Annotated in this window: 8 protein-coding genes; 6 read left to right on the top strand and 2 right to left on the bottom strand. The window is 70.4% G+C overall.

Translation table 11 applies throughout. The annotated features are described in order from the left end of the window. Positions 1–35: 35 nt before the first annotated feature. Positions 36–2,792, bottom strand: coding sequence for a bifunctional [glutamate--ammonia ligase]-adenylyl-L-tyrosine phosphorylase/[glutamate--ammonia-ligase] adenylyltransferase (gene glnE / locus CBY09_RS11060; protein WP_094289477.1), 2,757 nt, complete (start codon positions 2,790–2,792; stop codon positions 36–38). A gap of 98 nt (positions 2,793–2,890) precedes the next feature. Here glnE and CBY09_RS11055 point away from each other — a divergent pair, with 98 nt between their 5' ends. From CBY09_RS11055 to CBY09_RS11040, 4 genes are read left to right on the top strand one after another with little or no spacing between them, the layout of a single operon-like run. After that, positions 2,891–7,057 carry a YhdP family protein gene (locus CBY09_RS11055; RefSeq protein WP_094289475.1) on the top strand — a complete coding sequence of 1,389 codons (4,167 nt, stop codon included), beginning with the start codon at positions 2,891–2,893 and terminating at the stop codon, positions 7,055–7,057. Further along, a complete protein-coding gene (locus CBY09_RS11050; RefSeq protein WP_094289473.1) occupies positions 7,054–7,872 on the top strand; it encodes a carbon-nitrogen hydrolase family protein in 819 nt (272 codons plus the stop codon). Before CBY09_RS11055 ends, CBY09_RS11050 begins: the two co-directional genes overlap by 4 nt. Further along, positions 7,869–9,959, top strand: a complete 2,091-nt coding sequence (locus CBY09_RS11045) for a two-component system sensor histidine kinase NtrB (RefSeq protein ID WP_094289471.1) — start codon at positions 7,869–7,871, stop codon at positions 9,957–9,959. Before CBY09_RS11050 ends, CBY09_RS11045 begins: the two co-directional genes overlap by 4 nt. Continuing rightward, positions 9,959–10,588, top strand: coding sequence for a response regulator transcription factor (locus CBY09_RS11040; RefSeq protein WP_094289469.1), 630 nt, complete (start codon positions 9,959–9,961; stop codon positions 10,586–10,588). The genes CBY09_RS11045 and CBY09_RS11040 overlap by 1 nt, the downstream gene beginning before the upstream one ends. 86 nt (positions 10,589–10,674) lie before the next feature. Here CBY09_RS11040 and CBY09_RS24295 read toward each other — a convergent pair whose 3' ends face one another. Next, positions 10,675–10,803: a hypothetical protein gene (locus CBY09_RS24295; RefSeq protein ID WP_420807449.1), complete on the bottom strand. Its 129-nt coding sequence runs from the start codon at positions 10,801–10,803 to the stop codon at positions 10,675–10,677. Here CBY09_RS24295 and mltA point away from each other — a divergent pair. Continuing rightward, positions 10,751–11,959 carry a murein transglycosylase A gene (mltA, locus tag CBY09_RS11035; protein ID WP_420807448.1) on the top strand — a complete coding sequence of 403 codons (1,209 nt, stop codon included), beginning with the start codon at positions 10,751–10,753 and terminating at the stop codon, positions 11,957–11,959. The two genes, CBY09_RS24295 and mltA, sit on opposite strands and share 53 nt — an antisense overlap. Positions 11,960–12,022: 63 nt before the next feature. Next, positions 12,023–13,616 (top strand): DUF2868 domain-containing protein (locus tag CBY09_RS11030; protein WP_094289465.1); only part of this gene is annotated, 1,594 nt, incomplete at its 3' end.

Genomic DNA, 13,616 nt, shown 5'->3' with positions numbered 1-13,616 from the left:
ATGCAACCATTTGTCACCGTCGCCCCCCGAAGGCCCTATGCCTCCGCGCCAAACACCGCCCGCCACAGCGCCAGCACCGCATCGCGCTCGGCCTGCAGGGCGGGAGGGGTCACCTGGGTCGGGGCTTCGTCCAGACGCGCCACGTGCTGCACGCGGCGCAGCTCGCGGTAGGCATCAGCGGCCGCCACGCCCACACCGGAGGGCAGCAGGCCCACCTGCTCGGCGCGTTGCAGCAGCGCAATGTTGCCCAGGTTGCCGCGCAGCTCGGGGTGCGCCGCCGACTGCGACAGCACCAGGTACTGCACGGCGAATTCGGCATCCACCATACCGCCCGGGCTGTGCTTCACATCGAAGCGCCCGGCGGGCGTGGGGTGGGCCGAGCGTACCCGCTCGCGCATGGTCACGATCTCGCCTTGCAACGCCAGCGGGTCGCGGGCGGAGGTGATCACGGCTTCGCGCACGACGTCGAAGCGCTCGCGCAAGGCCTCGCTGCCCATCACAAACCGCGCACGTGTCATGGCCTGGTGTTCCCAGGTCCAGGCGGTGTTGCTGCCACGCTGCTGCTGGTAGTTGGCATAGGCCTCGAAGCTCGTCACCAGCAGGCCGGAGTTGCCGTTGGGCCGCAGTGCGGTGTCGATCTCGTACAGGTCGCCTTCGCCAGTCTTGACGGTGAGCCAGTTGATGAGCTTGCGCACAAAGGCCGCATAGACCTCGGGCGCGCGGTCATCGTCGTCGTCGAACACAAACACGATGTCGAGGTCGCTGCCATAGCCCAGCTCCTTGCCGCCCAGCTTGCCGTAGCCAATGATGGCGAACTGGGGTTCGTCGCGGTGGCGGTTCTTGAGGCGGCTCCAGCACCACTGGCTGGTGATGCGCAGCACGCTGTCGGCCAGGGCGCTGAGGTCGTCAGCCACCTGTTCGACGGTGATGCGGCGTTCCACATCGCGCGCCAGGGTGCGGAAGGTTTCGGCGTGCTGCGCGCGGCGCAGCAGGTTGAGCAGGGTTTCGTCGTCGTCCTCGCCAGTGGACCGCAGCGAGGCCAGGCGCATGCCCAGCTCCCGCTCGAAGTCGGCCACCACAAAACGCTCGGACAGCAGGTGGTCACCCACCAGTTCGTCGATCACGCCCGGGTGTTGCAGCAAATAGCGCGCGGGCCATTTGGCGGCGCCCAGCAGGTGCAACAGCTGTTCGTGCACCGAGGGGCGCTCCAGCAGCAACGCCAGATAGCTCTCGCGGCGCAGCAGGGGCTCCAGCCAGTTGGCCAGGCGCACAGCGGCCTCTTCGGTCACGCGGCCTTCTTTCAGCCACTGCGCGGTGCGCTGCACCAGGCGGAACAGCCGCGCGCGCGCCTCGTCGCGCAAACCCTCCACGCGCGGGTGGCTGCGCCATTCGGCCACGCGTTCGCGGAAGCCCCCGGGCAGTTGCTCCAGCAGGGCCTCCAGCTCGGGCGGTGGGGGCGCGGCGGCGCGGGGGCCACCACAGCCGCCACCGTTGCACTGTTTTTTGCCCGCCCCACCCAGCAGGGTGTCGAACTCTTGCGCCACCAGCTCGCGGTGGGCGTCCAGCTCATGCAAGAACGCGCAGCAGTCCTTGAAGCCCAGGGTCTGGGCGATCCAGGCCAGGTCGTCGTCGCGGGTGGGCAGCACATGGGTCTGCTGGTCGTCCAGGTACTGGATGCGATGCTCCACCCGGCGCAAAAACACATAGGCCTGGGCCAGCGCGTCGGCCGTTGCCTGCGGCATGAGGCCTGCGTGGGCGAGCCGCTGCAGGGCGTCGAGCGTGGGGCGGCGGCGCAGCTCGGGGAACTGACCACCACGCACCACCTGCAGCAGCTGCACGGTGAACTCGATCTCGCGGATGCCGCCGCGCGAGAGCTTCACGTCGTTGGCGCGCTCGGGGTGCCCGGCGCTGCGTTTGGACGCATGGTCGCGGATCTGGCTGTGCAGGGAGCGCAGCGCATCGAACACGCTGTAGTCCAGATAGCGGCGGAACACAAAGGGCAGCACCACCCCGCGCAGCGCCTGCACCTCGGGGCGACCAATGCAGTCGCGCGGGGCCACCACCCGGCTCTTGAGCCAGGCAAACCGCTCCCACTCCCGGCCCTGGATCTGCAGGTATTCCTCCAGCGCGGCCAGCGAGACCGAGGCCGGGCCCGAATTGCCGTTGGGCCGCAGCGCCAGGTCCACACGGAACACAAACCCGTGCTCGGTCGTGTCGCCCACCAGGCTGTAGATGGCCTTGACGGCGCGCGCAAAGTATTCGTGGTTGGAGATGCGGCCCCGGCCACCCTCCACGCCCGCCGTTTCGCCGTCGTGCTCGTACACGTAGATCAGATCGATGTCGCTGGACACGTTCAGCTCGCGGGCTCCCAGCTTGCCCATGCCGATGATCCAGAGCTGCACGGGCTGGCCCTGCGGCCCGCAGGGCGCGCCATGGCGTTCGTCGAGTTCGCGGCGCGCCTGGGCGCAGGCGCGGTCCAGGGCCAGCTCGGCCAGTTCGGTCACGGCACGGGTGATGTAGGCCAGCGGGGCCTGTGCCTCGCAATCGAGCCGGATGAGCCGTTCCATGACCAGCTGGCGCAACATGCGCAGGGCAGTGCCGGTGTCGCAGCCCCGGGCGCACAGCGCATCGTAGGCCTGCTCCATGGTGGCCAACACCGGAAAACCGGGCGGCAGCAAAGTCAGGTCGTTCGCGTAGCGGCGGTGCAGGCGCTGGTAGAAGCGCGAGTGTTCGGCCAGCGGCCCCTCGGGGAAGGGCTGGTTGCAGCGGGGGTCAGAGGACGGTGCGGTCATGGTGGACAAGGCGCGGGAAGCCCGAGGCTGCGTACTGAGTTTGTAGTGAACCCACGTGAGGCACGCGGGTCATAATTCCTGCCACATTCAATCCCACCATGATCGATCCCACCACGCACCCCTCACGCCTGCTCAAAATCGTGGCAGGTTTTGCGCGGTGGTCACTGGGGTTGCTGCTGGCCTTCTGGCTGCTGCTGGCCATCGCGTGGGGGGCCCTTCATGGCTGGATTGTGCCGCGAATCGGGGACTTCCGCCCACAGCTGGAGGCGCATGCCGCACGGGCTCTGGGGGTTCCCGTCCAGATCGGCGCCATCGCGGCCCGCACCGAGGGGCTGGTGCCGTCGATTGAACTGACAGATGTGGCGCTGCTGGACGCATCGGGCCGCGCCGCCCTGCAACTGCCCCGGGTGGTAGTGGCGCTGTCGCCCCGCTCGCTGCTCAAGGGCGGGTTCGAGCAGCTCTATGTGCAGGGGCCGGAGCTGGACGTGCGCCGCGCCACCGACGGCCGCATCTACGTGGCGGGGCTGGAGTTTGCCCAGAACCAGGGAGACAACAACGACGCGGCCGACTGGCTTTTTTCGCAGGGCGAAGTGTTCATCCAGGACGGCACCGTGCGCTGGACCGACGAGCAGCGCGGCGCCCCCGCGCTGGCGCTGGAGAAGGTCAACCTGGTGCTGCGCAACGGCAACTGGCACCACCACATGCGCCTGGATGCCACCCCCCCGCCGGCCTGGGGCGACCGCTTCACGGTGGTGGGCCTGTTCCGCGCGCCGCTGCTGCGCGCTGGCGACGGCAACTGGAAACACTGGAACGGCCAGGTTTTTGCCGATTTCGCGCGGGTCGATGTCTCGCAGCTGCGCCACCACGCCGACCTGGGCATTCAAGTAGCACAGGGCCGAGGCGCGCTGCGTGCATGGGCCGATGTACGGGGCGGGCAGATTGTGGGTGGCACTGCCGACCTGGCGCTGGCCGATGTGAACACCACCCTCAGCCCCGACCTGCAGGCGCTGGTGCTGCCCTCCGTCCAGGGGCGCCTGGGCGGACGGCGGCTGAACGGCGGGTTCGAGTTCTCCACGCAGGGCCTGCAGTTCCGGACCGACGACGGCCTGACCTGGCCCGGCGGCAACCTGCGACTCATTCACACGGCGGCCACGGGCAAGGCCCCGGAGCAGGGCGAGTTCCGTGCCGACCGCCTGGACCTGGCCGCGCTGGCACAAATCGCCAGCCGCCTGCCCCTGGGGCCCACGGCCCACGATGCCGTGCGTACCTACACCCCCGAGGGCCTGGTCGATGAAATCCAGGCCACCTGGAAGGGCCCGCTCGATGCTCTGCAGCAGTACCAGGTCAAGGGCCGCATCCGGGGCCTGGCCCTGGCCGGAGCCCCCACAGGGACGGCACCCACCCACCTGGGCCTGCGCGGCGCCACGGTGGACATCGACATGACCCAGGCAGGTGGCAAGGCCGCGCTCACGATGGCCTCGGGGGCGCTGGTGCTGCCGGGCGTGTTCGAAGACCCGCTGCTGCCGCTGGACCGGCTGAGCGCCGATCTGCGCTGGCAGATCGAAGGCAGCCGCATCGCCGTGCAGGCCAACGACGTGCAGTTTGCCAACGCCGATGCGCAGGGCGAGGCCCGCGCCACCTGGCACACCAGCGATGCCAGCAAGGCGCCCCACAAATCGCGCTTCCCCGGGGTGCTGGACCTCACCGGCACGCTCAACCGTGCCGACGGCACGCGCGTGCACCGCTACCTGCCCCTGTCCATCCCTGCCGAGTCGCGCCACTATGTGCGCGATGCGGTGGTGGCAGGCAGCGCCAGCAACGTGCAGTTCCGCGTCAAGGGCGATCTGCACGACCTGCCCTTCAACGACCCCAAGCTGGGCGAATTCCGCATCGCCGCGCGGGTCAAGGATGTGACCTACGCCTATGTGCCCTCTTCGCTCCAGCCAGCGGGCACCCTGCCCTGGCCCGCGCTCACGGAACTGGGCGGCGAGCTGATCTTTGAGCGTTCCTCGATGATGGTGCGCGGCGCCAGCGGCAGCTTTGCGGGCAGCAAAGGCCTGCGGCTGTCCAAGGTGGACGCCAAGATCCCCGACCTGGAACACACCGTGGTGGCCGTGAACGCCGACGCGCGTGGCCCGCTGGCCGAGCTGCTCGCGCTCATGACCACCTCGCCCCTGGGGGGCATGACCGGCCACGCGCTCGACCAGGCCAGCGGTACCGGCAATGCCGACTTCCAGCTGCGCCTCGCCCTGCCCATCAGCGACATCACCAAATCCAAGGTGCAGGGTACCGTCACGCTGGCGGGCAACGAGCTGCGCATCACCCCCGACACGCCCGCGCTGAGCCGGGTGCGGGGTGCCGTGCAGTTCAGCGAAACCGGGTTCTCGCTGACCAACGTGCAGGCCCAGGCGCTGGGCGGCAACGTGCGGCTGGAAGGCGGCATGCGGGCGCTGGCGCCCAACGCGCCCGCCACCGAATCGGCCGTGCAGCTGCGCGCCCAGGGCACAGCCACCGCCGAAGGCCTGCAGCAGACGCCGCAGCTGGGCACGCTGGCGCAGCTGGCGCGCCGTGCCACCGGCAGCACGCCCTACACCCTGGCCCTGGCGTTCCGCCGGGGTGTGCCAGAACTGCAGGTAAGCACCACGCTGCAGGGCCTGGCGCTGGCGCTGCCGCCGCCGCTGGGTAAACCCGCCGACAGCAGCCTGCCCCTGCGCTTCGAGACCCAGGTGGCGCGCGAATCCCTCACCGGCCTGGCCGCCAACGGCAATGGCAATGGCAACAACGCGCCCCCACTGCGCGACCAGATCACCCTGGACCTGGGCGCCCTGGGCTCGGCCACCTACCTGCGTGACCTGAGCGGCCCCCAGCCCCGCGTGCTGCGCGGCGCCATTGGTCTGGGGCTGAGCGGCGGTGAATCAGCGCCAGTGCCTGTGCAGGGCGTGGCCGCCAACATCAGCCAGGGCAAGGTGGATGTGGACGCCTGGGAGGCGGTGTTGACGCAGGCCACCACGGCCGAGCCCCCCGCCCGCACGGCCCCAGCCGCTAGCGCCACGCCCGGCCCCTCCGGCCCAGCCATGGCGCAGGACTACCTGCCCACCACCCTGGCACTGCGCGCGCGCGAGCTGACGCTGCAGGGCCGCACCCTGCACAACGTGGTGGCTGGGGCCCTGCGCGACGGTACGACCTGGCGCGCCAACCTGGACGCCACCGAACTCAATGGCTATCTGGAGTACCGCCAGCCGGGCAGCGCCGACCATCCGAACGGGCGCCTGTTTGCACGGCTCTCGCGCGTGAACATGCCACAAAGCGACGTGACCCAGGTCGAGGCGCTGCTGGACGAACAGCCCGGCACCTTGCCCGCGCTCGACATCGTGGTGGACGACTTCGAGCTGCGCGGCAAACGCCTGGGCCGGGTCGAGATGGAGGCCCAGAACCGGGGCGGCGAGGGCGCCCAGCGCGAGTGGCGCCTCGCCAAGTTCAACATCACCGCACCCGAAGCCAGCCTCACGGCCAACGGCAACTGGGCCGTGCTCAATGCGGCAGGGGCCACCCCGCGCGCGGCAGAGCGGCGCACGGTGCTGAACTTCAAGCTTGATATCCGCGACTCGGGCGACCTGCTGGGCCGCATGGGCATGGCCAATGTGGTGCGGCGCGGCAAGGGCCGCATGGAGGGGCAGGTGGCCTGGATCGGCGCGCCTTTCAGCCCCGACTACCGCAGCATGACCGGGCAGATCAACCTCAACATCGAGTCCGGCCAGTTCCTCAAGGCCGACCCGGGCCTGGCCAAGCTGCTGGGCGTGCTGAGCCTGCAGTCGCTGCCGCGCCGCCTCACGCTCGACTTCCGCGACGTGTTCAGCGAAGGTTTTGCGTTCGACTTCGTGCGCGGCGACCTGCGCATCGAGCAGGGCGTGGCCACCACCAACAACCTGCAGATGAAGGGCGTGAACGCCGCCGTGCTGATGGAAGGCCACGCCAACATCGACCACGAAACCCAGGACCTGCGCGTGGTGGTGGTGCCCGAGATCAATGCCATGACGGCCTCGCTGGTGGCCACGGCCATCAACCCCGTGATCGGGCTGGGCAGCTTCCTGGCCCAGGTGTTCCTGCGCGGCCCGCTCATCGAGGCCGCCACGCAGGAGTTCCGCGTGGACGGCACCTGGGCCGACCCGCGCGTGGTGCGCGTGGCGCGCCGGGGCCGCGAAGCCAACCCCACCACCGACGCCCCGCCCCGCAGCAGCCCCCCCAAGACCGGAGAGCCCTCATGAAAGTAGCCGCCATCCAGATGGTGTCCGGCACCCTGCGCGACGACAACCTGCGCGCGGCGCGTGCACTGCTGGAAGAAGCCGCGCAGGGCGGCGCCGAGCTGGCCGTGCTGCCCGAATACTTCTGCGTGATGGGCCACAAGGACACCGACAAGCTCGCGCTGCGCGAGGCCGACGGCGACGGGGTGATCCAGCGCTTTCTGGCCGACACGGCGCGCGCGCTGCAGATGTGGATCGTGGGCGGCACCCTGCCGCTGCAGACCACCGCCCCGGATCGCGTGCGCAACACCACGCTGGTCTTCAACCCCACCGGCGCCTGCGTGGCGCGCTACGACAAGATCCACCTGTTCCACTTCGACAACGGGCGCGAGCTGTACGACGAAGGCCGCGTGATCGAGGCGGGCAACACCCTGGTGCAGTTTGACCTGCAGGCACGCAACGGCCGGCGCTGGCGCGTGGGCCTGTCGGTGTGCTACGACCTGCGCTTTCCCGAGCTGTACCGCGCCCATGCCCGCGCGGGGGCCGACCTGCTGCTGGTGCCCAGCGCCTTCACGCACACCACGGGGCAGGCGCACTGGGAGGTGCTGCTGCGCGCCCGCGCCATCGAAAACCTGGCCTATGTGCTGGCCCCCGCCCAGGGCGGCGTGCACGAGAACGGGCGCCACACCTGGGGCCACAGCATGCTGGTGGACCCCTGGGGCACCGTGCTGGCGCAGCAGGACCAGGGCCCCGGCACCGTGGCCGGGGTGCTCGACGCCGAGCGGCTGCGCGCTGTGCGCGCCCAGCTGCCCGCGCTCACGCACCGCGTGCTGCCGTGACCGACCCGCGCGCCCCACGCCCCCCCCGCACCCTGCTGCAGCGCTGGCGCGGCGCCTGGCGCCGCTGGTCGCTGTGGACGGCGCTGGTGCTGCTAGTGGTGTCGATGCTGGCCACCATGGTGTGGCTGGCAGGGCGCTACGAGGCCAGCCAGGTGCAGACGCGCCTGGAGCGCGACGCGGCCGATGCGGTGTCCGACATCCGCACCGCCCTCACACACAACCTGCAGAGCCTGCAGGCCCTGCCCGCCGATGCGCCGGGGCAGCTTGCCTGGGAGGTCGAAGCCTCGGAGCTGCTGCGCATCCGCCGCGAACTGGTGCGCATCGAGTGGCGCGACGCCCACCTGAAGCTGCGCACCCATGTGCAATCCCCCTACCGCCCCGTGGCCTGGGACATGCGGCTGCGCGACAGCAGCCAGTCCGACCTGACCATCGCCTGCACCAACGCCCGGCGCCTGGGCAGCCCCGCCTATTCCACCAGCTACTTCCAGCCGCACGGTGACGGCCTGGGCTCCGAGATGATGGAGCTGTGCGTGCCCCTGACCGCTGGCGGACGCACTACCGGCTTCCTGGTGGCCACCTACGGGCTGCAGGACATCCTGCTGAACCTGGTGGCGCACAACCTCACGCGCAGCCAGGAGGCCTCGTTCACCGAACCCGACGGCACCCGTTTGGCCGTGATGGGCGCGGCCCGCCGGGGCTCGCGCATGTTCACCGCCCAGCATCTGTTGGACCTGCCCGGCGCCACCCTGGTGCTGCGCATGGACGGCTGGCACACCGCGCCCAGCGTGTTCCCCAACGTGCTCACGGCACTGGTCACTGCCATGTCAATTGCGCTGGTGACGGTGATGGTGGTGCTGGTGCGCGACAACCGCCGCCGCCTGCGCGCCGAACGTGACCTGGCCGACGCGCTGGCGTTTCGCAAGGCCATGGAGGACTCGCTCGTCACCGGCCTGCGCGCACGTGACCTGCAGGGCCGCATCACCTATGTGAACCCGGCCTTTTGCGAGATGGTGGGCTTCAGCCCGCAGGAACTGCTGGGCCTGAGCATGTCGGCGCCTTACTGGCCGCCCGAACGGGTGGAGGAATACCAGCAGCGCCAGGCCATCCGTTTTGCGGGCTATATGCCACCGCGCGAGGGCTTCGAGTCTGAATTTATGCGCAAGGACGGCACGCGCTTCCCGGTGCTCATCATCGAGGCGCCGCTGATCAACGCCCAGGGCCAGCACACCGGCTGGATGAGCGCCTTCCTGGACATCAGCGAGCAGCGGCGCGTCGAGGAACTCTCGCGCGCCTCACAGGAGCGGCTGCAGGCCACGGCCCGGCTGGCCACAGTGGGCGAGATGGCATCGCTGCTCAGCCACGAACTGAACCAGCCGCTGGCCGCCATCTCCAGCTACGCCAACGGCTCGCTGAACCTGCTGGAGCAGCAGGCCACGCCCGCCCTGGCATCTGCGTCTGCCTCCTCGGGGACCGCCGCCGCGCCCACCCCCGATGCGCTCGATGACGTGCGCATGGCCATGCGGCAGATTGCGCGCCAGGCCGAACGCGCGGGCCGCGTGATCAAGAGCGTGCACGACTTCGTGCGCCGCCGCGACCAGGCGCGCGAGGCGGTGCACGCGCAGCAGCTGCTCGACGCCATCCTGCCGCTGGTGAGCCTGCAGGCGCGCAAGCTGGGCGTGCGCGTGCACACCACCGTGGAGCCCGGCCTGTCCCCCACGCTGTGCGACCGCACCATGGTCGAGCAGGTGCTGCTGAACCTGGCGCGCAACGCCATGCAGGCCATGGACGACCCGGCCGTGCGCACCCGCGTGCTCGACATCCGGGTGCGGCACGCGGCCTCCAGCAAATCCAGCGGCTGGATCGAATTCACCGTGACCGACCAGGGCACCGGTATCCCGCCCGAGGTGGCCGCCAAGCTCTTCACCCCCTTCTTCACCACCCGCCCCGAGGGCATGGGCCTGGGCCTGAGCATGTGCCGCACGGTGATCGAACAGCACGGCGGTTTTCTCGGGTTCGCACCGAATGAGCCCCGTGGTACGGTGTTCACTTTTACGCTGCCTGCGTCCCAACCTGATTCAAGACCCTGATGGAACCCATCACCAACGCCACCGTGTACATCGTGGACGACGATGCCAGCGTGCGCGAAGCCCTGGCCTGGCTGCTGCGCTCGCGCAGGCTGCCCAGCGAGTCCTACGACAGCGCCGAAGCCTTTGACGCCATGCTGCAAAGCCGCCCGGCCCAGCGCCAGCCCTGCTGCCTGCTGCTGGACGTGCGCATGCCCGGCATGAGCGGGCTGGCACTGTTCGACCTGCTGGCCGCGCGCGGCGACCTGGCCACCATGCCGGTGATTTTTCTCACCGGCCATGCCGACGTGCCCACGGCGGTGGACACTGTCAAGCGCGGCGCGTTCGACTTCTGCGAAAAGCCCTTCTCCGACAACGCGCTGGTGGACCGCATCGAGCAGGCGCTGGCCCAGTCCACCGAACGCCTCAACCAGTTGCGTGCGCGCAGTGGTCTGCAGGTGCGCCTGGGCGAGCTGACCGACCGCGAACGCGATGTGATGGACCTGGTGGTGGCGGGCCTGCCCAACAAGCTGATCGCCGACCAGCTCGACATCAGTGTGCGCACGGTGGAAGTGCACCGCTCGCGCGTGTTCGACAAGATGCAGGTGAAGTCGGCCGTGGAGCTGGCCAACCTGCTGCGGGGGGCGGGCTGACCTTCATCGGCCCTGGACTGCGGGCTCAGAGCTTTTCAGGCCGTTTGCGCTCATCCAGTGGCGCTTTGTAGCTATAAATAAATGAGTTACTTGGGTGGCTGATCGGCATCGTCGCTTGGCAGCTCACCCTTCTTGCGGCCCGAGAACATGGTCCACCAGACGATGGCCACCAGCAGCACCAGCGCCAGCAGCGCTTCAAGCAAAATCAGCCCCATGACCTTGAACCCCCTGCGCCTTGTTGTGACGGCGCTGATTGTAGGAACGCTGGCCGCCTGCTCCACGCCGCCCGCCCCAAGCCCCTCCCGCCCCGGGGCCATCCCGCCCCCGCCGCCCGCCAGCTCCGTGGTGCTGCCCGGCGACACCGGCCCGCTGCCGCCGCCGCTGGCGCAACCCAAAAGCCGCTGGGTGCCCGTGCGCTGGGCCGAACTGCCGGGCTTCACCGAAGACGCCCTGCACGAAGCCTGGAACGCGTGGATCAAGAGCTGCGAGCGGCCCGTACCGCCCTTCACCGCGCTGTGCAGCGACGTGCGCCAGCTGAGCATTGCCACCGCCGACGAGCAGCGCGCCTGGCTCGTCGCGCGCCTGCAGCCCTACCGCGTCGAGGCCACCGACGGCAATGCCGAGGGCCTGCTCACCGCCTATTACGAACCCATGATGGACGCCGCGCGCCAGCCCGGCAACGGCTTCACCGTGCCTGTTTACCGCCTGCCCGCCGGTTTTGGCGCACGCAAGCCCTGGTACACGCGCCAGCAGATCGAGACCCTGCCCGAAGCCCAGGCCGCACTCGCGGGCCGCGCCATCGCCTGGCTGCGCGACCCGGTGGAATCCATGGTGCTGCACATCCAGGGCTCGGGCCGCCTGCGCATCACCGAGGCCGACGGCAGCACCACCACCGTGCGCGTGGCCTACGCGGGCACCAATGACCAGCCTTACCAGAGCATCGGCCGCTGGCTGCTGGACCAGGGCTACACCCGCGACGCCACCTGGCCCGGCATCCGCGCCTGGCTGGCGGCCAACCCCCAGCGCACCAACGAGCTGATGTGGACCAACCCGCGCTACGTGTTCTTCAAGGAGGAACCCCTGGTGGGCATGGATGCCAGCTTTGGCCCCAAGGGCGCACAGGGCGTGCCGCTCACCCCCGGCCGCTCGATTGCGGTGGACCGCCAGAGCATCCCCTATGGCACGCCCGTGTGGCTGGCCTCCAGCGGCCCGCAGGTGCAGCTCAGCCGCATGGTGCTGGCGCAGGACACGGGCAGCGCCATCCTGGGCGCGGTGCGGGCCGACTACTTCACCGGCTGGGGCCCCGAGGCGGGCGACATTGCCGGGCGCCTCAAGCAGAACCTGCGGCTGTGGGCGCTGTGGCCAAAGTAAGGTTAAAAATGCCCTTCTGCGCGCGTCCACCATGCGCTGATAGCTATTGAATCAGGAGCATCCATGCGCGTGACCGAGCCCCAGCTGCGCACCCTGCTGCTGGCCCAGGCCATCGAGCAGACCGACGCCCGGCACACCCTGGTCAGCGCGGTGGAGCTGCAGGACGCCACGCGCAGCGCCATGGCTGCTGCCCGGGCGCGCGGGCTGCCCCGCGTGGGGGTGGCCGAGGTGATGCTGGAACGCGCCACCACCATCGCCGACCACGCCAGCGGCCGCGACAGCACCGTGGCCGCGCTGCACCCACAGAAGCCCGGCACAGGCGGGCTGGGGCCCTGGGTGGCGCGTGGCCTGCCGCTGGCAGCGCTGCTGCTGGGCCTGGCCACCGACCGCATCAGCAACGCGCACCGGGTAGACCTGCTCTCGCCCCCGCTGCTCACCGTGCTGGCCTGGAACCTCGCCGTCTACCTGCTGATCGCCTGGCGCGCCATGCGCCCGCCCCAGGCGCACGGCGCATGGCTGCGGCAGGCGCTGCGCCCCCTCCACCATCCCTTTGGCCGTGCCGAGCAGGGGCGCGGGCTGGCCGCGCGCATTGCGGCCGACTTTCACCAGCGCTGGTGGGCCCATGCGGCCGACCTGCTGCAGCAGCGCGCCGCGCGGGTGCTGCACCTGTGCGCCGCCGCCTGGGGCGCGGGCATTGCGCTGTCGCTGCTGCTGCGCGGGCTGGTGGTGCGCTACCAGTTTGGCTGGGAGAGCACCTTTCTCGACGCCACGCAGGTGCACGCTATCGTCTCGGTGCTGTTTGCGCCGCTGACCCTGCTGCTGGGCCTGGCGCCCTTCACGCTGCAAGAGATCGCGGCCACGCAGAACTTTGCGGGCGAAAGCAGCGCGGCAGGCATGGGCGGTGCCGCTGGCAGCCGCTGGGTCGGCATGTACGTGGGCCTGCTGCTGTTGGCCGTGGTGCTGCCGCGCCTGGCCCTGGCCGCCTGGGCGCGCTGGCGCGAACTCCGGTGGCAGGGCCACATCGACCCGCAAGGCCCCGCCTTCGACACGCTGCGCGCCAGCCTGCCGGGCGACCTGGTGATCGGCCTGCACGGCCCGCAGGCACAAGCCCAGGTGCTGCTGGGCTCCAGCCTGCAGACCCCGGAAGGCGACCACCTGCGGTTCACCGACCACACGGGGCAGCCCGTGGACGCCGTGCTGGCCTGGACCGCCGACCCACTCCCGCCCGCTTGGCAGGCCGCCCCTCACGTGGCGCTGCGCTGGGAAGACTTTGGCGCCAGCTGGGTGCTGGAGCCCACGCTGTTCAACCGGCTCAGCCCTGCCTTGCCCGCCCAGCACCATGCCCTGGCCCGCCTGCGCGCCGCCTGGGTGGAACGCAATGAACTGCGTTTTGGCCAGGCCCTGCAGGCGCTGGCGCAGCACCTGCGCGCCTGCGCCGCACTCACCCGCCTGCCGCCAGATGCCGCCGCTGCGCAGTACGCAGACCAGGTGCGCGCGCTGGACGCCACGCTGCGCGCCCTGCATGGCGAGCCCGCCGCGCCTGCCATGCCGTCGGCGCAGTTGGCCCCACCGCTGCCCGCGCCGCGCCGCATCGACGGCACAGCCCTGGCCCTGGGCACCTCAGCCGGGGCCGCAGCGGGCGCTGCCGCCGGGGCCA

Source organism: Acidovorax kalamii, from assembly GCF_002245625.1.
Taxonomy (GTDB): Bacteria; Pseudomonadota; Gammaproteobacteria; order Burkholderiales; family Burkholderiaceae_C; genus Acidovorax; species Acidovorax kalamii.
The sequence above is the reverse complement of the archived record's forward strand: the minus strand, read 5'-3'. Positions and strand labels throughout refer to the sequence as shown.

Excerpts from the sequence above, each read along its gene's own strand:
- CBY09_RS11040 (WP_094289469.1), top strand. The coding sequence starts at position 9,959 with ATGGAACCCATCACCAACGCCACCGTGTACATCGTGGACGACGATGCC.
- glnE (WP_094289477.1), bottom strand. The coding sequence starts at position 2,792 with ATGACCGCACCGTCCTCTGACCCCCGCTGCAACCAGCCCTTCCCCGAG.
- CBY09_RS11055 (WP_094289475.1), top strand. The coding sequence starts at position 2,891 with ATGATCGATCCCACCACGCACCCCTCACGCCTGCTCAAAATCGTGGCA.
- mltA (WP_420807448.1), top strand. The coding sequence starts at position 10,751 with ATGGCCACCAGCAGCACCAGCGCCAGCAGCGCTTCAAGCAAAATCAGC.
- CBY09_RS11050 (WP_094289473.1), top strand. The coding sequence starts at position 7,054 with ATGAAAGTAGCCGCCATCCAGATGGTGTCCGGCACCCTGCGCGACGAC.
- CBY09_RS24295 (WP_420807449.1), bottom strand. The coding sequence starts at position 10,803 with ATGGGGCTGATTTTGCTTGAAGCGCTGCTGGCGCTGGTGCTGCTGGTG.